The organism is Streptosporangium carneum (genome assembly GCF_027922005.1).
In the GTDB taxonomy this organism is placed as follows: Bacteria; Actinomycetota; Actinomycetes; order Streptosporangiales; family Streptosporangiaceae; genus Streptosporangium; species Streptosporangium carneum.
Map to the genome: position 1 here is coordinate 351,677 of NZ_BSEV01000002.1, position 22,677 is coordinate 374,353.

Genomic DNA, 22,677 nt, shown 5'->3' on the forward strand with positions numbered 1-22,677 from the left:
TGGTCAATCGCGACACAGAGGAGTCAGCACGGTGCAGTGGCCGACGTTCAATGTGAGACCGTACGTCTGCGGCGGCATCGGCCACCTCGACGAGTCCGCCCTCGAGACTCTGCGAGGGGCGGGCCCACGGGTGAGGCCCGCGTTGCAGGCGCCCGAGGCGGCGCTGTTCAGCTCCTCCCCGCTGCCGCCCTACCGGCGCGACGAGCGGACGTGGGCGTTCGCCTGGGGTGAGCGCAGGCCGGTCGGGGCCGGGGCGTGGATCACCGTGGCGGAGGAGTTCGAGACACCCGGCCTGATCGACGAGGGCGGACGCGTCGTCCTGCACTCGGGCGGGCTCGGGCTGGTCGACCTCTACTACCTGTTCAAGGACGGGGCGGTCTACTTCTCCTCCCTGCTGGAACCGCTGCTCTCGCTGGCGCGCGCGCCGTACGAGGTCAACTGGGACGCCTGGGCCTCGATCATCCAACTGACCTTCCCGCTCCGCGACGACACACCGTACGCCCAGGTCAAGCGACTGGCGGGGGCGAGCGCGCTGGTCTTCGACCGGGCGTCGGGGCGGATCTCGACCGAGCGGACGCTGCCGAGGTGGCTGCGTGAGGAGCCGTTCGAGGCGGGGCGCACGGCCGGGGAGATCCTGGAGATCCTGCACGACGTCTACAAGGAGTTCGACGGGCGGCCGCTGCTGGTGCCCGTCAGCGGCGGCTACGACTCGAGGCTGCTGTGCTCGGTCGCGGTGGCCAGGGGCGCGGACGTGGAGTCGTGGACGACCAGCCCCGACGACGGCACCGACACCGACATCGCCTTCGCCCGCGCGATCACCCGCGAGCTGGGGGTGCGGCACCGGGTGATCGCCCAGGACGCCGCCGCCTACCCGGACGACGCGCTGGCCGTCGCGCGACGCCTGGAGTTCCTCACCCCGCACCACGCCTGGTACAGCCCCTTCGCCCGCGAGGTGCACCAGGCAGGCAGGACGCTGGTCGACGGCCTCGCCGGAGGTCCGCTGCTGAAGAACTTCATGGTCAGCGGGGCCGCCCTGGAGGCCTCGACGCAGGCGGAGCGCAAGGCCGCGCTGCTCGGCTCCCTGGCGCTCGGCGCCCCGTCGGTGCCGTTCCTGTCCGAGGAGGCCTCGGACTGGATCGGCTCCTCGGTCCGCGCGGCCTTCGCCCAGGCGACCTCGATGCTGAACGGCCACCGGGCCGAGCTGCCGCTGTCGGTCCTGCACACCAGGACGGCCAGGGGCATCGCCCGCTCCCCGGTCAACCTGGTCGGTCCGGAGGTGTCGTTCGCGGCGCCGTTCATGCACCCGGCCTTCTTCGACGCGGCGCTCTCGGTGGGCGTGGCCCGCAAGGCCCAGGGCCGGTTCTACCGGGAGCTGCTGCACGCGGCCAACCCGCGCGTCGCCGCCCTGCCCTCGACCAACGTGGTCAAGCAGCCGCTGCAGCGGGTGCCGCTGCGCTCGGCCGCCGCGCCCGCCAGGGAGTACGGCCACCGGATGCTCACCCGGGTCGCGACCCTGGTCCCCTCGCTGCTGTCGGAGCCGCTGCACGGCGTGGTGGCCGACGGGCCGGACGCCCTGACCCGGTTCAACGGGTGGAACGACCGGTTCTGGGTGCGGAGTCTGGTGCTGTTCGGGGCCTGGCTGGGCGACTACGAGACGCGGCTCACCGAGCTCGCCCCACCGTGGGCCTGACCCGGGCGGCCGGGGGCCGCCCGGGCCGCCCCTGCTGTGCGACCGGCGGATTCCAGGAGTGACCGACGAGTTTCCCCGCGTGACCGGCGGGCTCGCCCGCCTCGCGTCCCACGGGAAATCGATCTTCCCTCAGTAGTCTTTTCGTGATTTTTACCTTTTCAAGGTAAAACTTCGTGCTTTCTGATGACATTCATCTTCGAGGGATCGTCCCACCTTTGGCTAACCGTCCGTGAGCGTCCGAATTCATTTCCGAAGCCGCCCTGTCGAAAAGACGGAAGGGAAGGCGCGCGCCCGCTGTCGCGCCGCCCCGCCCGAATCCCCGGCGGGCGAGGGCGTCCGGACGCCTCGAACGAGGCCATAAGCCCAGCGAGACGTGTGTCGAGGTCACAGCGGTGCGGACCCCGGGTTTCCCGCCGTGGGACGCACGGTGACGACGCGATTACGAGCGGACGGCGCGATGTCGGCGAGGATTCCGCGCGGCCCGGGGGTGGCGACCTGTTTGAGGGGGCTTCGGCGCACTCATACGGCTGGTAGTCTTCGGCCCAGAAAGCGCCACAACGGATGGCACCGAATCACAAATTCGGTCCGCCGAGGGCACGGAGCTCGTGGGGATGACGGCTCCCGCCAGCGCAGTCATCAAACATCATGAGCCGGATACTCCGGTCACTTCGTCCTGCCCTTTCTCACTGTGAGCGAGAACACGATGAACGCATCCCCCTGCCCGGAATCCGTGCCCGAGGACTTCGTCTCGGCGGATCCGCAGTGGTACAAGCGAGCGGTCTTCTACGAGGTGCTGGTCCGTGGGTTCAAGGACTCCAACGGCGACGGCACCGGAGACCTGCGCGGCCTGATCGAGAAACTGGACTATCTCCAGTGGCTCGGCGTGGACTGCCTGTGGCTGCTGCCGCTGTACGAGTCGCCGCTGCGCGACGGCGGCTACGACATCTCCGACTACATGAAGATCCTGCCGGACTTCGGCAATCTCGGAGACTTCGTCCAGCTCATCGAGTCGGCACATGAGCGGGGCCTGCGCATCATCACCGACCTGGTGATGAACCACACCAGTGACAAGCACCCGTGGTTCCAGGCCTCGCGTCACGACCCCGACGGGCCGTACGGCGACTTCTACGTCTGGGCCGACGAGCCGACCGCCTACCCCGACGCCCCGATCATCTTCATCGGCGCCGAGGAGTCCAACTGGACCTACGACCCGGTCCGCAAGCAGTACTACTGGCATCGCTTCTTCCACCACCAGCCCGACCTGAACTACGACAACCCGGCGGTCCAGGAGGCCATGCTGGAGGTCCTGCGGTTCTGGCTCGACCTGGGCATCGACGGCTTCCGCCTGGACGCGGTGCCGTACCTCTTCGAGCGCGAGGGCACCGACTGCTCCGGGCTGCCGGAGACCCACGCGTACCTGAAGAAGGTCCGCGCCGAGGTCGACCGGCTCTTCCCCGACCGGGTGCTGCTGGCCGAGGCGAACGGCTGGCCGGAGGACGTGGTCGAGTACTTCGGAGACCCGTCCGTCGGCGGCGACGAGTGCCACATGGCCTTCCACTTCCCGCTCATGCCGCGCATCTTCATGTCCGTACGGCGCGGCAGCCGCGAGCCGATCTCCGAGATCATGTCCAGGACGCCGAAGCTCCCCGACAACGCGCAGTGGGGCATCTTCCTTCGCAACCACGACGAGCTGACGCTCGAGACGGTGACCGAGGAGGAGCGCGACTACATGCACGCCGAGTACGCCAAGGACCCGCGCATGCGGGCCTACCTGGGCATCCGGCGCCGCCTCGCCCCGCTGCTGGAGAACCACAGGGACCAGATCGAGCTGTTCACCGCGCTGCTGCTGTCGCTGCCCGGCTCGCCGGTCATGTACTACGGCGACGAGATCGGCATGGGCGACAACATCTGGCTCGAGGACCGCGACGCGGTCCGCACCCCGATGCAGTGGAGCCCCGACCGCAACGCCGGCTTCTCCTCGGCCGACCCGGGGCGGCTCTACCTGCCCGCCGTCATGGACCCGATCTACGGCTTCCAGGCGGTCAACGTGGAGGCGCAGCAGAACAACCCCGCCTCGCTGCTCCACTTCACCAAGAGGATGCTGGAGATCCGCCGCAACCACCCGGTCTTCGGCATCGGCGTCTACAACGAGCTGTGGTCGGCCAACCCGGCCGTGCTGTCCTTCATCCGCGAGGACGGCGACGACCTGATGCTGTGCGTCAACAACCTGTCGAAGTATCCGCAGCCGGTCGAGCTCGACCTGCGGCGCTTCGAGGGCATGACGCCGGTCGAGGCCAGGGGCGGCGTGCCGTTCCCGCAGATCGGCACCCTGCCGTACCTGCTGACCCTGCCGGGTCACGGCTTCTACTGGTTCTCCCTCACCCGCCACTGACGGCCTCACGGAAGGCGTGGCACGGTCCCGGCCGTGCCACGCCTTCTCCTTTTCGCGCCGACCTCCGGTGAGCGACCGCCGCGCGCCTCTATCTCGCCGTCACCGGCACTCGGGCACGGGCGGCCCTCCTCGCCGGGATCAGCGCCACCAGCAGCGCCGCCCCGGTCGCGGCGAGCACCGCGACGATCAGGGTCAGGGCCGAGGGCGTGCGGCCGATGCCCGCGCCGACGCCGCTGCTGTGGCCCTGCAGGTCGATCAGGCCGCCGACGAGCGAGGCTCCCGCCGCCGTGCCCGTGACCACGCCCAGCACGACGAGCAGCCCGGTTCCGGTGACCAGGGTCGCGGCCACCTGCCTGGGGGTCAGGCCCATGGCCTTGAGCACCGCCAGGTCGAGCGCGTGGTCGCGCAGGCCGAGGGCGCTGGCGGTCAGCAGGTTGGCCAGGCCGAGCAGCGAGAGCACGACGACCAGCGCCACGATCACCCCCCGGATGACGGCGAGCCGTTCGGCCGGGTTGACCACCCGCTGCACCTCGAGCGCCTCGCCCGAGGCGGCCAGCAGCCGTGCCCTGACCGCCACGGGGTCGGCTCCCGGTCTGAGCACCAGACTGTAGAACTGCGGCGGCACGGCGTCCTTCGCGGCCAGGCTGTCCATGCCGAGGGAGAGCACCTCGCCGTCCTGCTCCGGCTCGACCACCCGGCCGACGATGTGCACGATCAGCGGCGTGCCGCCGACCGTCATCCTGACCCGGTCGCCGATCTTCGCCCCCATCAGGTCGAGCAGGCCCTGCCCCGCGACCGCCTCGCCCCTGGCGGCGAACATGCGCCCCTCGACCACGGAGAAGGGGTACGGCTCCGCGGAGGTGCCCAGCGCCCGGGCGAGCACGCTCCTGGTCTGCTCGGGCTCCAGGGCGGAGACCTCGCTGCCCGGGTAGACGGCGGCCACCTCGGGGTCCGCCCTGGCCAGGCGCGCGGCGTCCTCCGCGGGCAGCTTGTCGGGACGGACCGTGAGCGCCGCCGCCTGGCCGACCTGTTCCGGATGACGCAGGAAGTCGTCCAGGGTGGCCCAGCAGCCGAGGCCGATCGTGATCATCATCATCGGGACGGCGAGGCCGAAGATGCTCAGGAGCGCGGGGACCCGCCTGGTGAAGGCGTCGCGGGTGCCCAGCACGAGGGCGGGCGGCAGCCGTACGAGGAGGGCCAGCCTGGCCAGCCGCGACAGGTGGCCCCTCGGCGGGGCGGTGGGGGCGGAGGGGAGCGGCGCGATGCGCCCGCCGCGCCAGGCGGGCAGGGCGACCGCGACGAGGACGACCGCGGCGGTGCCCGCGGTGATGGCGAGCAGCGGGACCGGCGAGAGCGGCAGGATCGACATGCCTCCGAGCGCCGCCGAGGCGGCGAGCTGGCCGCACAGGAGCCCGAGGGCGATGCCGATCAGGCCGAGGGCTCCGTGCTCGGCCATGAGCAGGCCGAAGATCTGGCCCCTGGTGTAGCCGAGGGACTTGAGGGTGGCGAGGTCGCGGGTCTGGCCGAGCACGCGGCCTCCCGCCGCGTTGGCGATGGCCAGAGCGGCGGCGACCAGCCCCGCCACGCCGAACAGCGCGAGCAGCAGGCCGAGCAGCCGGTTGTCCAGCTCCATGGCGGCGCGGACCTCGCGCCAGGTCGACATGCGCTGGATCTGCCCGCCCAGCATGGTGACCGCGCCGTGCGCGACGGGCAGGGTGTCCTCCCCGTCGGCGAGCCTGAGCCCGGTGACCGACTCGCTGCGCCCGAGCGCGGGCTCGATCCTGTCGAGGGTGGTGGTGAGGGTCCAGGCGAGACCCGGCGTCGACTCGGGGTAGAAGCCCTGGTCGGCCGTGTCGGCCAGGCCGACGACGGTCAGCGGGTGCGTCGCGCCGTTGAGCGCGGTGACGGTGAAGGGAGCGCCGATCCGCAGGTCGAGCGCCCGCGCGAAGGACCGCTCGACGACCACCCCCTCGCCGTCGCCCGCGCGCAGCCAGCGCCCCTGGCGGACCAGCGGAACGGCGACGGCCGGCAGCCGCGCCTCCATCCCCCGCAGCGTGACCGGCGACTTCCTGCCGTCCGTGGTGAGCATCACCGGCGCGGCCCGGTACGGCCCCGCCACCCGGACCACCCCCTGGAGCCGTGACAGCGCGGCCACGTCGGGGGCGTCCCTGGTGTGGATCCACACGTGCGCGCCCCGGGACTCGGTGAACAGCCCCCGCCACGGGTTGGTGCCGTCCTCGAGGAGCGTCGCCGAGGTGATCAGCGCCGTGACGATCCCCGCGACCGCGAGAACCGTCAGCAGCGCCTGCCCCCGCCGCGCTCTGAGGTCTGCCCTGATCCATCTGGCGGAGGCCCGCAGGGTGCTCACGGCCCGGTTACCCTCTCAGCTCGACGACGTCGCCCGCGGTGCCCCTGGGGCGGCGGCGGGTGGCCCCGATGAAGCCGTCGTCGACGATCTCACCGTCGAGCAGGGAGACCACGCGGTCGGCCAGGCTTGCCACCCGGGCGTCGTGGGTGACCAGGATGACGGTCTGCCCGTCGCGGTGGACCTCGCCGAGCAGGCGCAGGACGTCACGGGTGTTGCGGCTGTCGAGGTTGCCCGTCGGCTCGTCGGCCAGCAGCAGGCTGGGCCTGTTGGCCAGCGCGCGGGCCAGCGCGACCCGCTGCTGCTCGCCGCCCGCGAGCTGGGCGGGGGAGGCGTCCGCGCGGTCGGTCAGGCCCAGCTCGCCGAGGAGGTGCTCCCTGCGCTCGCGCGCCTCGCGGGCCGAGGCGCCGGCCAGCAGCGCGGGCAGCTCGACGTTGTCGGCCACGGTCATGTTGGCGACCAGGTTGAAGAACTGGAAGACGAAGCCGATCTTCTGACGGCGCAGCAGCGCCCAGGCGCTCTCGCCGAGCGTGTCCGCCCTCTTGCCGTCCAACCAGATCTCGCCGCTGGTGCGGGTGTCCAGGCCGCCGAGCATGTGCACCAGCGTGGACTTGCCCGACCCGGAGGGGCCGGTGATCGCGACGAACTGTCCCGCCTCGACCCGCAGGTCGACCCCCCGTACGGCGGGCACCGGCACGCCCCCGTTCTGGTAGATCTTGACCAGGTTGACCGCGTGAACGACGGGGGGTGGGCTCACGACAGGTCCTCCTGACAGCGTTCGAGCCAGTCGAGGTCGGCCTGCAGGTGCAGCATGGCCCCCTCGATCAACAGAAGCGCGACGTAGTCCTCGCGGTCGGTGCGGTCGGCCAGCTCGTTGAGGTCGCGCATGAGCCCGAGGTAGTGACGCCTCTGGCGGTTGATCAGCGCCATCCGGTCGGCGATGCCGGTCATCGGGGCCAGCACGAGTTTCATGAAGAACTCGTCGCGGACCCGCGGCCCCTCCGTCGGCTCGTCGACCCACGCGTCGAGGGCGTCCCGGCCCGCGGCGGTCAGATAGTACACCTTTTTGTTCGGCCGGTTGGACTGCTCGACGTCCACGGCGCGCACCAGGCCGTCCTTCTCGAGACGACCGAGCGTGACGTAGATCTGCCCGATGTTCGGCGGCGGATAGGCGCTGCCAAAGATCTGTTCAAGCGCCTGTTTCAGCTCGTATCCGTGGGCAGGTTCCTTCGCGAGGAGCGCCAGCAGCGACAGCCTCACGCCTCACCTCCTCGAACTGCTCGTTATCTGAGCGTTACGGGACTATCCGTTGACGCCCACATTAACGCTGTGCATAACATGCATGCATCTACCTAACACGTATGTAACCGCCGGGAAATGAGGAGGCAATCCATGCGCCGCCTGCTCATCGCGTCGCTCGCCGTGCTGCTGACGGCCGGCTGTTCCGGGGCCGTCGCGCAGGACACCGAGCGTTCCGGCGGCAGCGGCCCGTTCACGCTCGTGATCGGACGCGACACCACCGCCTACCTGCAACCGCTGCTCGACCGGTGGAACCAGGCGCACCCGGCGGAGCGGGCGACCCTGCTCGAGCTGCCGGAGGCGGCCGACGAGCAACGCGCCCAGATGGTCGCCAACCTGCAGGCCAAGAGCGACCGCTACGACGTGCTCGGCCTCGACGTGGTCTGGACCGCGGAGTTCGCCGACGCGGGCTGGATCGTGCCGCTCGAACGCGGCATGTTCCCGCTGGACCGCTTCCTGCCCCCGGTGGTCGACACCGCGACCTACCGGGGCAAGCTCTGGGCGGTGCCGTACACCAGCAACGCCGGCCTGCTCTACTACCGCAGGGACCTACTGGCGAAGCAGGGCCTCAAGCCGCCCACGACCTGGGCGGAGCTGCGGGAGCAGGCCCGCTCGCTGCACGACAGGTACGGCATCGGCGGCTACGCCGGGCAGTTCCTCGCCTACGAGGGGCTGACGGTCAACTTCGCCGAGGCCGTGCAGTCGGCGGGCGGGCAGATCCTCAACCACGACGGCACCCAGGTCACCATGGACGCCGCCAAGGCGAGAACCGGCCTCGACTTCCTGGTCGGCGGGCTCCGCGAGGGGTGGATCCCCCGCGAGTCGCTCTCCTACAAGGAGGAGGAGTCGCGGCTGGCCTTCCAGGAGGGCCGCCTGGCCTTCGCCCGCAACTGGCCGCACGCCTACGGCCCGGCCACGACCTCCGCGGTCGCCCGCAAGTTCGGGGTGACCCGGCTGCCCGGCCTGAACGGCCCCGGGTCGAGCTCGCTGGGCGGGGTCAACCTCGCGCTCAGCGCCTACTCGAAGCGGCAGAAGTCGGCGGCCGAGTTCATCCGCTACTTCACCGGCCTGGAGAACCAGCGACGGGTGCTCGTCGACGGCTCGTTCCCGCCCGTGTGGGCCGAACTGTACGACGACCCCGGCCTGATCAAGCGCTTCCCCTACCTGCCCGTGCTCAAGCAGAGCATCCTCTCCGCTCGGCCACGACCGGCGAGCGCCAACTACAACCAGGTGAGCCTGGTGATCGCCAGCGCGGTCTCCAACGCGCTCACCCCACCCTTCGACGAGGCGAGCGACGACGTCGTCGCCTCCATGAAGGGCCAGCTCAACGAGATCATCCGGGCTCAGTGACCGGGGGCGACCCCTCCGGCGAGCCGTCATCCCACCGCATTTCATCCCACCGCACGACCCGCACGACATCCCATCGAACGACCCGCACGCACATCCCGCCGAACGACCCGCGTCGACCCGTACCGAACCGGTGTCTCCCTGAAGGCCCCTCTCCCTCCCGATCCGCGCGTCGGGCCCCACCAGCACAGGAGGTTTGCTCAGCATGCGTAAATCCATCGCCATGGTGACGATGTCGGGACTGGCCCTCGCGCTCGCCGCGTGCGGCGGCCAGGCCGCGTCCACCGAACCGACCGCGAGCGGCAGCGCCTCCGCGTCCGCGCCCGCCCCTGCCGCCAAGACCCTGGACGGAGTGACCATCGAGGTCGCCGCCAAGTGGACGGGCCCGGAGCAGGCCAACTTCCAGCAGGTCCTCAAGGCCTTCGAGGCCAAGACCGGCGCCAAGGTCACCTACGCCTCGACCGGTGAGGACACCGGCGCCTACCTCGGCCCGCGCATCCAGGGCGGCAACCCGCCGGACATCGCGATCCTGCCGCAGCCCGGCCTGGTCCAGCAGTACGCCAAGGAGAAGGCCCTCAAGCCGCTCACCCCGGAGGTCCAGAAGCAGATCGACGACAACTACACCCCGTACTGGAAGGAACTGGGCTCGGCCGACGGCCAGGTCTACGGCGTGCTGGTGAAGGCGGCGCACAAGTCGCTCATCTGGTATCGCGACCAGGCCTTCCAGGACGCCGGGGCGCAGCCGCCGACCAACTGGGACGAGCTTGTGAAGACCGCCCAGACCGTCGCCGACTCCGGCACCCCGCCCTTCTCGCTCTGCGGCGCGTCGGGCTGGACCCTGACCGACCTGTTCGAGAACGTCTACCTGTCGACCGCGGGCCCGGAGAACTACACCAAGCTCTCCAAGCACGAGATCCCCTGGACCGACGCCACCGTGACCACCGCGCTGGAGAAGATCGGCCAGCTCGTCGGCAAGAAGGAGTTCCTGCTCGGCGGCGCCTCCGGAGCGCTGCAGACCGACTTCCCGACCTGTGTCACCCAGGTCTACGGCCAGGACAAGTCCGCGATGGTCATCGAGGCCGACTTCGTGGCCACCTCGGCGGAGCAGTCGGGGGCCAAGCTCGGCGAGGAGGCCAAGTACTTCGCCTTCCCCAAGGCCGGTGACACCGAGCCGGTCGTGCTGGGCGGCGACATCGCGGTGGCGCTGAAGGACTCCAAGGGCGGCATGGCGCTGCTGGAGTTCCTCGCCTCGAAGGAGGGCGGCGAGATCTGGGCCAAGCTGCCCGGCTACCTGTCCCCCAACCGCAACGTCTCGCCGGACAACTACCCGGCCGAGCTGACCAAGAAGCTCGCCCAGACGATCATCTCCGCGGGTGAGGCGGTCCGCTACGACATGTCCGACCTCGCGCCGAGCGCGTTCGGCGGCACCGAGGGCAAGGGCGAGTGGAAGCTCCTGCAGGACTTCGTCCGCAACCCCTCCGACGTCAAGTCGATCCAGAGCAAGCTCGAGGACGAGGCCAAGAAGGCCTGGAAGTAAGGGAGGCAGGCCGTGACCGACCGGTTGGACGGCCCGCAGAGCTCGCGGGGCGGCGAGGACGCCGCCCGCGAGTCCTCCTCCGGACCAGAAGAACCCCCCGGGACCTCCCCCGTCCCTGACGACGCCCCTCCGCCCGCGGAGGAGGGCGTCGAGCGGGACGGCTCCGACGGGGACGTCCACCCCGCCCTGGCGGACGTGGAGTCGGACGACCCCGCTGCTCCGCGGGCCGCACCCGAACTCGCGACCGCCGGGGCCGCCGCCCCGGCGGCCGGGCCCGCCGCGACCACCCGGGGAACCGGGCAGGGCGCGACCGCCCAGGGGACGGCGCGCGGCCGTACGGCGAGGCTCGGGCCCGCCCCGACGCTGGCGCTGGTGTTCCTGCTTCCCGCCGCGCTCGTCCTGGGCGCGATGGTGATCTACCCGATCGTCTACTCGATCTTCCGGAGCCTCTTCGACGCCACCGGGGACACCTTCGTCGGCGCGGGCAACTACGCGTCGATCTTCAGTGACTCCTCGACGCTGACCACGATCAGGAACAACCTGATCTGGGTCGTGGTCGCCCCCGCCCTGGTCACGGTGATCGGCCTGATCTTCGCGGTGCTGACCGAGCGGATCCGCTGGGCGACCGCGTTCAAGCTGGTCGTCTTCATGCCGATGGCCGTCTCCCTGATGGCCTCGGGCGTCATCTTCCGGCTGGTCTACGAGCAGGACCCCGACCGGGGCGTGGCCAACGCCGTGATCACCTCGGTCCAGGGGCTCTTCGGCTCACAGCAGGGCTATCCCGACGCCAGGCCCAGGGAGAACGACAAGGCGCCGGTCGCCCTCCAGCAGGGCGCGGTCGTGTCCAGGCAGCCGGCGAGGCCCGGGCAGGCCGTGCTCGTCCCGCTGGTCGGGGTCAAGCCCGCGACCCTCGCCTCCGCGTCGGCGGCCAAGGCCGCGCAGCCGGGCCCCGGCGAGCTGGCCGGCACCGTCTGGGTGGACTTCACCCAGGGCGGCGGCGGCACGCTCAACCAGGTCGACGGCACGGAGAAGGCCCTGGCCGGGGTGACGGTCGAGGCGGTGCGGGACGGCTCCGTCAAGGCCACCGCGACCACGGAGGCCGACGGGACCTTCCGCTTCGCCGGCCTCCCCCAGGGGGACTACCTCGTGCGGCTGCCGCAGTCGAACTTCCAGGAGGCCTTCAACGGGATCCCCTGGCTGGGCCCGACCCTGATCACCCCGGCGATCATCGGGGCGTTCATCTGGGTGTGGGCGGGCTTCGCCATGGTGCTGATCGCGGCGGGTCTGTCGGCCATCCCGCGTGACGCGCTCGAGGCGGCCCGCATCGACGGGGCCACCGAGTGGCAGGTGTTCCGGAAGATCACCGTTCCGCTGCTCTCCCCCGTGCTGCTCGTCGTGTTCGTCACCATGATCATCAACACTCTCAAGGTCTTCGACCTGGTCTTCGTGATCGCTCCGGGCTCCGTGCAGCCCCAGGCGAACGTGATCGCGCTGGAGATGTGGCGGGTCTCGTTCGGCGGCGGCGGCAACCAGGGACTGGGCAGCGCGCTGGCCATCTTCCTGCTGGTCCTCGTCCTGCCATTCATGATCATCAACATCCGCCGGTTCAGGAGGGACAACCAGTGACGACCTCCGCTCTCGGCGCTCCGCGTCGCGGCGCCCTCGGCAGGACCCTCGACCGGGTCGGCGGCGGCCTGCTCCAGGCCCTGCTGGCGGTGATCGGCGTGTTCTGGCTGGTCCCCACGCTCGGCCTGTTCGTGGTCTCGATCCGCGGGGACGCCGCGAACAACTCGACGGGCTGGTGGACGGCGTTCACCAAGCCTGCGGAGCTGACCCTCGGGAACTACTCCAGCCTGCTGGCCACCGGCTTCACCGGGTCGTTCTGGAACACCGTGCTGATCACGGTGCCGACGACCGTCCTGGTGATCGGCATCGCCGCCATGGCCGCCTACGCCTTCGCCTGGATGGAGTTCCCCGGCAGGGACACGCTGTTCCTGGTCGTGGTCGGCCTGCTGGTCGTGCCGGTCCAGATCGCGCTGATCCCGATCGCGAAGCTCTACGGCACGTTCGGGATCTTCGGCTCCATCGCCGGTGTGGTGATCTTCCACACCGCCTTCGGTCTCCCCTTCGCCATCTTCCTGCTCCGCAACTTCTTCGCGGGCATTCCGCGTTCGCTGCTCGAGGCGGCGCGGATGGACGGCGCGGGCGAGTGGAAGATCTTCTCGACCGTGGTGTTCCCGCTGGCCAAGCCCGCGGTCGCCTCGCTCGGCATCTTCCAGTTCCTCTGGGTCTGGAACGACCTGCTCATCGCCCTGGTTTTCGCCGACACCGACAACCAGCCGATGACCAAGGCCCTCCAATCCCAGATGCGGCAGTTCGGAACCAACATCGACATCCTCGCTCCCGGTGCCTTTCTGTCGCTAATAATCCCGTTAATCCTGTTCTTTGCGTTTCAGCGCTATTTCGTGCAGGGCATGATGGCGGGATCAGTGAAATAAAGGGGCAGGTCCGGTACGGCTGGCGGTTTTCCCGTGCGAGCCGTACCGGGTCTCAAACCTCGATAAGGTTTTCGCATGGCCGCACGTCCCTTGAACGAAGTCGTGGAAGCCGGGTGGGCCGAGGCCCTGGAACCCGTCGCTGAGAAGATCGCCGAGCTGGGCGAGTTCCTCAGGAAGGAGGTCGCGGAAGGCAGGCAGTACCTCCCTGCGGGAGCGAATGTGCTCCGGGCCTTCCAACAGCCCTTCGACCAGGTGAAGGTGCTGATCGTCGGACAGGACCCCTATCCGACTCCGGGCCACCCCATCGGCCTGAGCTTCTCGGTCGCCGCCGACGTGAAGCCGATCCCGGGAAGCCTCCGCAACATCTACAAGGAGCTCACCGAGGACCTCGGGCTGCCGATGCCGAGCAACGGCGACCTGACCCCGTGGACCGAGCAGGGCGTGCTGCTGCTCAACCGAGTGCTCACCGTCATGCCGGGCAAGCCCGCCTCGCACCGGGGCAAGGGCTGGGAGGACGTCACCGAGCAGGCCATCAAGGCCCTCGTCGCCCGCGACCGGCCGATGGTCTCGATCCTGTGGGGCCGCGACGCCCGCTCCCTGCGCCCGATGCTGGGCCAGACCCCCGCCATCGAGTCGGCCCACCCGAGCCCCCTGTCCGCCCGCAGCGGCTTCTTCGGCTCCCGTCCGTTCAGCCGCGCGAACGACCTTCTCCAGCAGCAGGGCGCGACGCCGGTCGAGTGGAAGCTGCCTTAGTCTGGTCGCCCCCGTCAGGGCACTAGGATTCCACCATGAGTGATGAATCGGGCACCGAACGCTATCTGCGTCTGACAGTTGAGCTGACCGTGGAGGTGAGCGACCTCGCCGGCTTGCAGGACGCCGCGTTGAAGGAGATCAACCACCCGGACGCGGATCTGGACGACGACGAGCGCAGGGAGCAGGCGGAGATGGTCTCCGCCGACGAGACGGGGGCCACGGCGCTGCAGTGGCTCATCGAGCCGGACCACGTCCTGGGTCTGATCGAGCACGTGGAGCAGATCGAGCCCCGGGAGGCCGTCCTGGGAGTCGAGCCGTCCGAGGGCCCCTCGGACGAGGACGACGAGCATGACCACGACCACGACCACCAGCACTGAGGTCAGTCGTTGACCTCGAAGCCGTCCCCGAAAGCCCAGAGCTGGCCTTCCAGATCGAAGGCCATGTAGACCCTGGCGCCTTCGGGGGTGGCCTCGAGCTCGACCACGATCTCGGCGCCCCTGGCGACGGCCTGGTCGTAGTGGGCCTCGACGTCGTCGACCACGACGAACACCCCCTGACTGACGGCGGGCAGATCGAGGGCGCTGCGGAGATACGGCTCCCCCTGACGGACCGAGGCCAGCATGACCACCGCCTCCCCCAGGGTGAGCTGGGCGTACCCGATGCCCCCGCGAGGGCCGGGCACCGTGACCGAAGGCCGGAAGCCGAAGACCTTGCCCAGCCATTCGACGGCGGCCGGGGCATCCTGGTAACGAAGGAACGGAACCACATGGGGGTTCGACATGCTGCCCTCCATCGAGACGACGCGATGCCTTCAGCCCAGAGCTTGTCACCGTTGGCCGGTCCCGTCAGCCCACCGGAGGCACCTTCCTGTCAGCCGGTGAGCACTTCCTCCCGGCGGGCCACGAGAAGGTCGCGCCGCTGCGCCAGCTCCCCGCAGCGGACGCCCAGGTTGCCGACCGTGCCGTTCACCCACTGACCGATCTCGGCGACCGCCTCGCCGGTGCGGGCGATCCGCTGGTGCTTGATCGCGTCGGTGACGATGTTGTCGAAGAACATGTCGGCGAACCAGCGGGTGTCCACCTCGGGCAGTTGCAGGCAGGCGCGCACCCCGACGTCCGACAGCTCCCTCGAGAAGACGTCCAGAGCCCGCTGGGCGTGCCAGGCCGCCTCGTCCGCGTTGCGCAGGTGGCCGTGCTCCACCATGTCGGCGAAACCGCCGCCGCCGCTCAGCATGTCCCAGCGGGAGGCGCCGCGGGCGCTGCCGAGGCAGCGCAGGACCTGATCGACCGCGTGGCCCGCGGCGACCCCGGCCTCATGGGCCTCCTCGTGCTCGCGGAGGTCGGCGTGGGTGTCGGCGAGCCGCTGGCCGATCTCGGTGAGCTCACCGCCGCGAGGGTCGCCCGACTCGACCAGCACGCGCTCCTTGCGCTCGAGCAGCGCGGCGAACTCCTCGCGGGCCGCGCCGACCTCGGCCAGGCCGCTCTCCACGCTCACCCTGTCGGCCTCCAGCCACTGCAGGCGGGTCCGCTGGCCGTCCAGGCGCTGCCGCAGCGCCTGCGCCTGCGCCCGTTCCCTGGCGAGCCTGTCCTCCTTCGAGCCGACGAGCCCGGCCAGGAACGCCGTGAAACCACCCCCCTCGAGTTTGGAGACGTCCTGCTCCTCCTCGGCGAGCCGGTCCTCGAGGTCGACGAGCAGCTGCCCGACCTCGTCGAGCTGCTGGGCCAGCGCCTGACGCCGCGTGGTCAGTTGTTCCAGCCGCCGCACCCGCTCACGGGCGGCACGCAGGCCGTCGTCGATGTCGTCGTAGGAGATCACATCTGTGCGACGTGCGGCGGCGGCGGATCGTTCCGCTCACGACATATCAGCACTTGCGGTCATGGCCGGATCCCCGGGCGCGGCCGGCTCGCCACGCGCCGCTCACACCTTGCGGCCGACCCCGGCCCAGCCGAGCATCTCGAAGCGCCTGAGCGCGATCGGCGAGATGAACCCGCCGCTGTCCAGGATCTCGAAGTCGCCGAAGAACTCCTTGATCTCCTCGACGCCGCGGGGGAACACCCCGGAACCGGCCCCGGTGTAGATCTGCCTGACCCGGTCGATGTCCTCGCTGCGCCGCGGCGTCGAGGACAGGTGGGTGATCACGAGATGGCTTCCCGGCGCCATCAGCTCCCGCAGCTTGGCCACCTCGGCGTGCGGGTCGTCGAGGAAGTGCAGGATGGCGACGAGGAGGACGGCGACCGGCTCCGCGGGGTCGAGCAGCCCCGTCTCCACGGCCCCGGCCCAGATCTCCTCGGGACGGCGCAGGTCGCCCTCGAGCATGGCGACCGTCGGGGTGTTCGCGAGCAGCGCCCTGCCGTGCACGCACACGACGGGGTCGTTGTCGACGTAGACCGTACGGGCCGCGGGGTCGACGGAACCCGCGACCTGGTGGACGTTGTCACGCGTCGGCAGGCCCGCGCCGATGTCCACGAACTGGCGGATGCCCACCTCGCCCGCGAGATGGCGGACGGCGTTGCCGAGGAACTCCCGGTTGGCCCTGACACCCTCGCGGGACTCGGGGAAGGCCTGGAGGATCTGCTCGGCCGCCCTGCGATCGGCGGCGAAGTTGTCCTTGCCGCCCAGGACGTAGTCGTAGATCCGGGCCACGTTGGGCGTGTTCACATCGAAGCCGGAGGACTTTCGCGCGTTCACTGCCACCACCTCGCCCTGCCACTGATCGTGGTAGCCGTAGATCGGCTCAGTCGCAGATCGTAGCCCACCTGTGGCACTGCGAGCTCGTCCGGCGGGCATTCGTGACAGCCCCGCCGCCTTACGGTGACAGGACGTCCCGGGGAGAGCGCCCGATCCGGCCGTTCCCGGACGGCCTCCGGGTGGCTGACCCGCCGCCTGGCCACAGGACGGACGGCGGGTCACACGCACCCCCGCGTCGGCCCCCCTGTCCGCGCGAGGGGGCGGAGTCCGTTCGCCGTGTGTGCTCCCGCGCGGCCGGAAGGCCGCCCGGGCCGACCTGGGCGGCGCTCAGTCCATCGAGACCAGCGGTGCGGGATATCCCCTGACGCCCTTCGGCATGCGCCACGGCTCATAGATCATTTTCATCGGCACGGCGTCCAGTTCGGGCAGGTAGCGCCGGATGTACTCCCCCTCGGGATCGAATCGCCTGGCCTGCCTGACCGGGTTGACGATCCGGTTGGGGCGGGTGTCGTTCCCGGTTCCCGCCACCCACTGCCAGTTGCCGTAGTTGTCGGCCACGTCCCCGTCGAGCAGCAGGCGGTAGAAGTGCTCGGCCCCCACCCTCCAGTCGACGCCCAGCCTCCTGACCAGGAACGACGCCGTGAGCATGCGGGCGCGGTTGTGCATCCAGCCCTCGGCGAGCAGCTGCCGCATGCCCGCGTCCACGATCGGCACGCCGGTCCTGCCCTCCTTCCACGCCTGCGCCGCGTCCCGGTCGTCGAGCCACTGCTGTCCGCGCGGCCGGTAGTCGTCCCGGTTGATGCGCGGGAAGGCCAGCGTGACCTGGTGGAAGAAGTCCCGCCAGCACAGCTGCCTGACGAAGTCGCCGCCGTTGACGGACAGCGACTCGACCTCGAGCGGCGACAGGCAGCCGAAACGCAGGTAGGGGCCGAGCTTGGACGTGCGGTTGCCCGCGAGGTCGTCGTGCCCCTGCGCGTAGTCCTCGACGCAGTACTTCAGCCACTTGTCCATCCGCTCGCGCGCCACCGTCTCGCCGCCCCTGAACAGCCCGTGCGGCGCGCGCCTCGACACGGGCAGCGAGCCCGCGTCGAGCTCCTCGGGGAAGCGCACGGTCGCGGGGGCGTCCAGGACGGCCCTGCGCGGGTGCTCGCTCCAGACGCGCCAGTAGGGCGTGAAGATCCGGTAGTGGTCGCCGCCGCCGGAGGGCCGCAGCGCGCCCGGCGGCACGACCGTCACGCCGGGGAAGGTCCTGAAGTCCATCCGGTCGTGTTCGCACCCCTCCGCCAGCAGGCGCTGCCTGCGGCGCGCGAGCGCGCTGACGTCCTCGCTGACGTAGACGGCCTGGGCGGAGACCTCCCGCGCCACGCGCATCGTCTCCGCGACCGGGTCGCCCCAGCGGATCGCGAGCTCGCCGCCCCGCCCGCGCAGGGACTCGCGCAGGTCGGCGAGGCTCTCCGCGAGGAAGCCCGTCCGGTGGCCGACGGCCAGGGCGGGGTCGACGACGAACAGGGGCGCCACGCGGCGCGCGTCCGCGCACGCCGCGGACAGCGCCGGGTGGTCGTGCACCCGGAGGTCACGGTTGAGCAGGACGACGACGGTCTCCATCACAGAATGACTTTCGTGCCTCCCCCGCCCGTGGTTGCATCCACCTGGGGCTGAGCCGTCGAAGAAGCTCAGGGATGGATCGACCACACGCGACGGCTGGCAGTCTGGTACGGCGGTCGCGGGGATGTCCCGCGGATGAGGTGAGGCGGCGATGGACGAGCAGGGGCGGGCGACCACCGAGGAGGAGGCGGGCTACGGCATCGGCGCCGTGGCCCGCAGGCTCGGCGTTCCCGCCCCGACGCTGCGCACCTGGAACCTGCGCTACGGCATCGGCCCCAGCCGCCGGAGCCCGGGGGGGCATCGCCGCTACGACGCCGACGACCTGCGCCGTCTCGAGGAGATGAACCGGCTCATCAAGGCCGGGGTGCCCGCGGCGGACGCCGCGCGGCAGGTCCTGAGGATCAGGGCCGTCCCGCCGCCCGCGGAGGCCGGGCCGCCGCCCGCCGTGCCGGCTCCCGCGCCCCCTCCGGCCCTGGCGTTGCCCGCGCGTGCCGAGATCCCGACCGTGGCGATGCTGGCGCGGGCGGCGATCGCGCTGGACAGCCAGACGGTCTCCGAGTGGATCGGCGTCGCGCTGAGCAGGCACGGCGTCATCTGGACCTGGGAGAACCTGGTGCTGCCGGTCTTCGACACGATCTGCAGGCGTCAGGCGGAGACCGGTGCGAGCGTCGAGGTCGAGCACGTGTTCTCCGACCGGGTGCTGGCCGCGCTGGCCCCGCTCGTGAGGCGTCCCGCCAGGCCCGTCAACGACCGCCCGGTGCTGCTGGCCTGCGCCGAGGACGAGCAGCACTGCCTGCCGATCTACGCGCTGGCCGCGGTGCTGACGATCGACCACCACGTCGAGACCCGCGTGCTGGGCGCGCGGACCCCGTACTCGGCCCTCGGTGACGCCATGCGCCGTCTCGGGCCCGCGGTGGTCTTCGTCTGGTCCCAGCGTCCGGAGACCGGCGACCCCGCCCCGCTGCTCTCGCTTCCCCTGCTGCGTCCGCCGAGCCGCCTCGTCGTGGGCGGCGTGGGGTGGCGGGACGACCTGCCCGCGTCGGTCACGCGGGTCGCCTCCTTCTCCGAGGCTCTCTCCCGGATCGGCGCCGCGCTGCGCTGACCCGCCCGCGCGGGCGTTCTCCGCGCCGCACCGGGCTTCCCGCCAAGGTTGCGATCACCAAACCGGAGGAGTATGAATAAGTTTTGAATAGGTTTTCTCGGTAAGGGGAGCCACCATGACAGACACGCTGAACGTCCGGCTCGCCGACGGCGACGACACCGCGCTGGCTGAGTGCTTCCGTACGCACGGCTCGCTCGTCCGCTCCTACCTGCGCCGTTTCGTGGCTCCCCAGGACATCGAGGACCTGCAGCAGATCGTGTTCGCGGAGGTCTGGCGGTCACGTCACCGCTTCGACCCGGCCCGCAGCCTCCCCGCCTGGCTGCTCGGCATCGCGCACAACCGGGCGGTCGACCACCTGCGGGCCCGCGTGCCCCAGACGGTGCCGTTGGACGTGGTCGCCGACCCCGCCGGACCGGACGGCCGGACCCACGGGGACGGGATGGCCGAGCGCGACGAGGTCCAGCGGGCGCTGGCCGAGCTGCCCGCGCCGCAGCGCCAGGCCATCGAGCTCGCCTACTACGGCGACATGACCCAGCGGGAGATCGCCGAGAGGCTGAGCATCCCCCTCGGCACCGTCAAGGCCCGTACGGCCCGCGGCCTGCGCCGCCTGTCCGACCTCCTCACCCCGGTTGCGGCGTGAGCGAGATGTCCGGTGTGCACGACGTGACCGAAGCGACCGGCGCGGGTCCGACGGGCCCGGCCCACGACGGGATCAGGCCCCGGGTCGCGGTCTCCAGCTGCCTGATGGGCGAGCCCGTGCGGTTCAACGGCGGCCACAGCCGGGACAGATTCCTCAGCGGGGAGCTGGACCCGTACGTCGACTGGGTGCGCGTCTGCCCGGAGATCGAGCTCGGCCTCGGCGCCCCTCGGGAGACCCTCCGCCTCGAACGGTCCCCCGCCGGGCCGCGCCTGGTCACCCGTAAGAGCGGCGTGGACCTGACGGCCGGGATGGCGTCCCTGGGGGAGCGGCGGGCCCGGACCCTCGACGTCGACGGCTACGTCTTCAAGTCGAGGAGCCCCAGCTGCGGCCTGCACGGCATTCCGGTCTACGAGGGCGACGCCGCCGTCGACCGCAGGGGCACCGGCGTCTTCGCCGCCCGGATCCTCGCCGCCCACCCCCTGCTGCCGGTCGAGGACGAGGGGCGGCTGAACGACCCGCTGCTCCGCGAGACCTTCGTGGAGCGGATCTTCGCGCAGGCCCGGCTGCGGGCGCTGCTGGAGAGCGACTGGCACGCGCGCGACCTGGTCGCCTTCCACTCCCGGCACAAGATGCAGATGCTCGCCCACGACCCGGCCGCCTACCGCGAGGCGGGCCGGGTGGTCGCCCACGCGGGCTCGCGCCCCCGCGAGGAGCTGGCCGCCGACTACGCCCGCGCGTTCGGCACGGCCTTCGCCAGGAAGGCGAGCATCGGACGCAACGTCAACGTGCTCCAGCACTGCATGGGGATGATGAGCGACTCACTGGACGCGGCCAGGCGCGCCGACCTGGGCGAGGTCATCGCCTCATACCGGGCGGGCCAGGTGGCGCTCAGCGTGCCCGCCACCCTGCTCCGCCACCACGCGCGGGGCGAGGACGCCGGATACGTCAGGGACCAGACCTACTTCTCCCCCTATCCGCAGGAGCTCCGCCTGCGCAACCACGTCCCGGCGTGACCCCGGCCCCCGGCATCTCGGCGGCACGGGGTCACGGGGTCACGGGGTCAGACCTTCAGCACGGCCAGCGAGCGGGCGGGCAGGAACAGCTCCTCCCCCTTCACCGTCGCCGAGGGGTCGGAGGCGAGCAGGACGTGCCCGGGCTCGAGCCGTACGGTGATCGGGATCGGGCTGAGGTTGGCCGCGACGCGGAGCGTCCCCCGGTGGACGACCAGCCAGGTCTCGCCGTACTCGACCTTGACGCGGTCCAGCCTCGGGTCGGTGAGCTCGGGGTGCGCGCGGCGCAGCGCGATCAGCGCCCGGTACCAGTCGAGGTGGGCCCGGTGGGCGTCGTCGTCCAGCTCGTCCCAGTCGAGCTTCGAGCGCAGGAACGTCGACTCCTCGCCGGGGTCGGGCGCCTTCTCCGCCCAGTCGTCGTAGCCGTGGCCGACGAACTCCCGCCGCCGCCTGTCCCCCTCCCCCTCGCGGAGCTGCGGCTCCACGTGGTCGGTGAAGAACAAGAAGGGCGTGCTCGCCCCCCACTCCTCCCCCATGAACAGCATCGGGGTGAACGGCGAGGTCAGCAGCAGCCCGGCGGCGAGGCGCAGCGCCTCGGACGGCATCCGGTCCCCCGTGGCGCGGTTGCCGATCTGGTCGTGGTTCTGCGCGCTGCAGACGAAACGGTAGGCGGGCACGTGCCGCGCGGGACGGCCGTGCGAGCGTCCCCTGAAGGATGAGTAGGTCCCGTCGTGGTAGTAGCCCGCGGTCAGCACCTTGGCCAGGGCCCCGGCGAAGTCGTCGTAGTAGCCGTGCCGCTCCCCGGTCACCGCCACGTGCAGCGCGTGGTGGACGTCGTCGTTCCAGGCGGCGGCCAGGCCGTACCCCCCGGCCTCGCGCGGGGTCATCAGCCTGGGGTCGTTGAGGTCGGACTCGGCGATCAGCGTCAGCGGCCTGCCGACGGCCGCGGAGAGCACCTCGACCTCCGTGGCCAGCTCCTCCAGCAGGTGCGTGGCCCGGGTGTCGTGCAGCGCGTGCACGGCGTCCAGGCGAAGGCCGTCCACGTGGTAGTCGCGCAGCCACTGCAGCGCGTTGCCGACGAAGTAGCGGCGCACCTCGTCGGAGCCCGGCCCGTCCAGGTTGACCGCCTGCCCCCAGAAGGAGGCGGCGTTCGCGTTGAAGTAGGGGCCGAAGGGCGCCAGGAAGTTGCCCGAGGGGCCGAGGTGGTTGTAGACGACGTCCAGGATCACCCCGAGCCCCCGCCGGTGACAGGCGTCGACGAAGCGCTTGAACCCGTCGGGGCCGCCGTAGTCGTCGGTGACGGCCCACAGGTCGACGCCGTCGTAGCCCCAGTTGCGCCTCCCCGGCACCGGGGGCACCGGCATGACCTCCACGAAGTCGACGCCGAGCTCGGTCAGGTGCGTGAGCCTCTCGATCGCCGCGTCGAAGGTGCCCTCCGGGGTGAAGGTCCCGACGTGCAGCTCGTAGATCACCGAGCCGGGCAGGTCGCGTCCCCGCCACAGGTCGTCGCCCCAGACGAACCTGTCGTGCTCGTAGACCCTGCTGGGCCCGAAGATCCCCTCGGGCTGCCAGCGGCTGCGGGGGTCGGGCAGCGCCTCGCCCCCGTCGAGACGGAAGCGGTAGTCGGTGCCGTGCCCGGCTCCCGGCACCTCCGCCGACCACCAACCGCCCGCCCCCGCCGACATGGGGTGGCGGATCCCGCCGATCTCCACGTCGACCGACATCGCCTCAGGCGCCCAGACCTCGAACAC

General features: G+C 71.0%; 19 protein-coding genes. 11 read left to right on the forward strand and 8 right to left on the reverse strand.

Annotated elements, in window-relative coordinates; all coding sequences use genetic code 11:
• The first annotated feature begins 31 nt into the window (after nt 1-31).
• Both PKF00_RS07665 and treS read left to right on the forward strand, forming a co-directional pair.
• Nucleotides 32-1,690, forward strand: a complete 1,659-nt coding sequence (locus PKF00_RS07665) for an asparagine synthetase B family protein (protein ID WP_271216670.1) — start codon at nt 32-34, stop codon at nt 1,688-1,690.
• A gap of 703 nt (nt 1,691-2,393) precedes the next feature.
• The gene (gene treS, locus PKF00_RS07670) at nt 2,394-4,082 is read left to right on the forward strand and encodes a maltose alpha-D-glucosyltransferase (protein ID WP_271216671.1); all 1,689 of its coding nucleotides are present in this window, start codon (nt 2,394-2,396) and stop codon (nt 4,080-4,082) included.
• A gap of 88 nt (nt 4,083-4,170) precedes the next feature.
• Here treS and PKF00_RS07675 read toward each other — a convergent pair whose 3' ends face one another.
• The 3 genes from PKF00_RS07675 to PKF00_RS07685 are packed head-to-tail and all read right to left on the reverse strand — an operon-like array spanning nt 4,171 to nt 7,707.
• Nucleotides 4,171-6,450 (reverse strand): FtsX-like permease family protein, encoded by a 2,280-nt coding sequence (locus PKF00_RS07675; RefSeq protein ID WP_271216672.1) that lies wholly within the window; start codon nt 6,448-6,450, stop codon nt 4,171-4,173.
• A 7-nt stretch (nt 6,451-6,457) separates the two neighbouring features.
• Nucleotides 6,458-7,204, reverse strand: a complete 747-nt coding sequence (locus tag PKF00_RS07680; protein WP_271216673.1) for an ABC transporter ATP-binding protein — start codon at nt 7,202-7,204, stop codon at nt 6,458-6,460.
• On the reverse strand, nt 7,201-7,707 hold the full coding sequence (locus PKF00_RS07685) for a PadR family transcriptional regulator (RefSeq protein ID WP_271216674.1): 507 nt from the start codon (nt 7,705-7,707) through the stop codon (nt 7,201-7,203). Before PKF00_RS07685 ends, PKF00_RS07680 begins: the two co-directional genes overlap by 4 nt.
• 132 nt (nt 7,708-7,839) lie before the next feature.
• Here PKF00_RS07685 and PKF00_RS07690 point away from each other — a divergent pair, with 132 nt between their 5' ends.
• The 6 genes from PKF00_RS07690 to PKF00_RS07715 all read left to right on the forward strand — a co-directional run bounded on the left by PKF00_RS07690 (nt 7,840) and on the right by PKF00_RS07715 (nt 14,258).
• A complete protein-coding gene (locus PKF00_RS07690) occupies nt 7,840-9,096 on the forward strand; it encodes an ABC transporter substrate-binding protein (RefSeq protein WP_271216675.1) in 1,257 nt (418 codons plus the stop codon).
• 202 nt (nt 9,097-9,298) lie between these two features.
• On the forward strand, nt 9,299-10,630 hold the full coding sequence (locus PKF00_RS07695) for an ABC transporter substrate-binding protein (protein ID WP_271216676.1): 1,332 nt from the start codon (nt 9,299-9,301) through the stop codon (nt 10,628-10,630).
• Between the two features lie 12 nt (nt 10,631-10,642).
• Nucleotides 10,643-12,256: an ABC transporter permease subunit gene (locus tag PKF00_RS07700; protein ID WP_271216677.1), complete on the forward strand. Its 1,614-nt coding sequence runs from the start codon at nt 10,643-10,645 to the stop codon at nt 12,254-12,256.
• The gene (locus tag PKF00_RS07705) at nt 12,253-13,128 is read left to right on the forward strand and encodes a carbohydrate ABC transporter permease (RefSeq protein WP_271216678.1); all 876 of its coding nucleotides are present in this window, start codon (nt 12,253-12,255) and stop codon (nt 13,126-13,128) included. Before PKF00_RS07700 ends, PKF00_RS07705 begins: the two co-directional genes overlap by 4 nt.
• A 75-nt stretch (nt 13,129-13,203) precedes the next feature.
• Entirely contained in the window at nt 13,204-13,881 is a 678-nt protein-coding gene (locus PKF00_RS07710) for a uracil-DNA glycosylase (RefSeq protein ID WP_271216679.1), read from the forward strand.
• 35 nt (nt 13,882-13,916) lie between these two features.
• Nucleotides 13,917-14,258 carry a hypothetical protein gene (locus tag PKF00_RS07715; RefSeq protein WP_271216680.1) on the forward strand — a complete coding sequence of 114 codons (342 nt, stop codon included), beginning with the start codon at nt 13,917-13,919 and terminating at the stop codon, nt 14,256-14,258.
• A gap of 2 nt (nt 14,259-14,260) precedes the next feature.
• Here the strand turns inward: PKF00_RS07715 and PKF00_RS07720 are convergent, their stop codons facing one another.
• From PKF00_RS07720 to PKF00_RS07735, 4 genes are all read right to left on the reverse strand, one after another.
• On the reverse strand, nt 14,261-14,662 hold the full coding sequence (locus PKF00_RS07720; RefSeq protein ID WP_271216681.1) for a VOC family protein: 402 nt from the start codon (nt 14,660-14,662) through the stop codon (nt 14,261-14,263).
• 89 nt (nt 14,663-14,751) lie between these two features.
• Nucleotides 14,752-15,696 (reverse strand): hypothetical protein, encoded by a 945-nt coding sequence (locus tag PKF00_RS07725; protein ID WP_271216682.1) that lies wholly within the window; start codon nt 15,694-15,696, stop codon nt 14,752-14,754.
• A 102-nt stretch (nt 15,697-15,798) separates the two neighbouring features.
• Nucleotides 15,799-16,569 (reverse strand): SAM-dependent methyltransferase, encoded by a 771-nt coding sequence (locus PKF00_RS07730; protein ID WP_271216683.1) that lies wholly within the window; start codon nt 16,567-16,569, stop codon nt 15,799-15,801.
• A 327-nt stretch (nt 16,570-16,896) separates the two neighbouring features.
• Nucleotides 16,897-18,174: a cryptochrome/photolyase family protein gene (locus PKF00_RS07735; RefSeq protein WP_271217033.1), complete on the reverse strand. Its 1,278-nt coding sequence runs from the start codon at nt 18,172-18,174 to the stop codon at nt 16,897-16,899.
• A 151-nt stretch (nt 18,175-18,325) separates the two neighbouring features.
• Here PKF00_RS07735 and PKF00_RS07740 point away from each other — a divergent pair, with 151 nt between their 5' ends.
• The 3 genes from PKF00_RS07740 (at nt 18,326) to PKF00_RS07750 (ending at nt 20,929) form a co-directional block, all read left to right on the forward strand.
• Nucleotides 18,326-19,276 carry a MerR family transcriptional regulator gene (locus PKF00_RS07740; protein ID WP_271216684.1) on the forward strand — a complete coding sequence of 317 codons (951 nt, stop codon included), beginning with the start codon at nt 18,326-18,328 and terminating at the stop codon, nt 19,274-19,276.
• Between the two features lie 115 nt (nt 19,277-19,391).
• Nucleotides 19,392-19,916, forward strand: a complete 525-nt coding sequence (locus PKF00_RS07745; protein WP_271216685.1) for an RNA polymerase sigma factor — start codon at nt 19,392-19,394, stop codon at nt 19,914-19,916.
• Between the two features lie 104 nt (nt 19,917-20,020).
• Complete coding sequence (locus PKF00_RS07750; RefSeq protein ID WP_425582269.1) at nt 20,021-20,929, forward strand: YbgA family protein; 909 nt, start codon at nt 20,021-20,023, stop codon at nt 20,927-20,929.
• 47 nt (nt 20,930-20,976) lie between these two features.
• Here PKF00_RS07750 and treZ read toward each other — a convergent pair whose 3' ends face one another.
• Entirely contained in the window at nt 20,977-22,677 is a 1,701-nt protein-coding gene (gene treZ / locus PKF00_RS07755; protein WP_271216687.1) for a malto-oligosyltrehalose trehalohydrolase, read from the reverse strand.

Coding starts and splice junctions, on each gene's coding strand:
- PKF00_RS07695 (WP_271216676.1), top strand. CDS start 9,299: ATGCGTAAATCCATCGCCATGGTGACGATGTCGGGACTGGCCCTCGCG.
- PKF00_RS07745 (WP_271216685.1), top strand. CDS start 19,392: ATGACAGACACGCTGAACGTCCGGCTCGCCGACGGCGACGACACCGCG.
- PKF00_RS07690 (WP_271216675.1), top strand. CDS start 7,840: ATGCGCCGCCTGCTCATCGCGTCGCTCGCCGTGCTGCTGACGGCCGGC.
- PKF00_RS07715 (WP_271216680.1), top strand. CDS start 13,917: ATGAGTGATGAATCGGGCACCGAACGCTATCTGCGTCTGACAGTTGAG.
- PKF00_RS07710 (WP_271216679.1), top strand. CDS start 13,204: ATGGCCGCACGTCCCTTGAACGAAGTCGTGGAAGCCGGGTGGGCCGAG.
- PKF00_RS07740 (WP_271216684.1), top strand. CDS start 18,326: ATGGACGAGCAGGGGCGGGCGACCACCGAGGAGGAGGCGGGCTACGGC.
- PKF00_RS07735 (WP_271217033.1), bottom strand. CDS start 18,174: ATGGAGACCGTCGTCGTCCTGCTCAACCGTGACCTCCGGGTGCACGAC.
- treS (WP_271216671.1), top strand. CDS start 2,394: ATGAACGCATCCCCCTGCCCGGAATCCGTGCCCGAGGACTTCGTCTCG.
- PKF00_RS07720 (WP_271216681.1), bottom strand. CDS start 14,662: ATGTCGAACCCCCATGTGGTTCCGTTCCTTCGTTACCAGGATGCCCCG.
- PKF00_RS07750 (WP_425582269.1), top strand. CDS start 20,021: ATGGGCGAGCCCGTGCGGTTCAACGGCGGCCACAGCCGGGACAGATTC.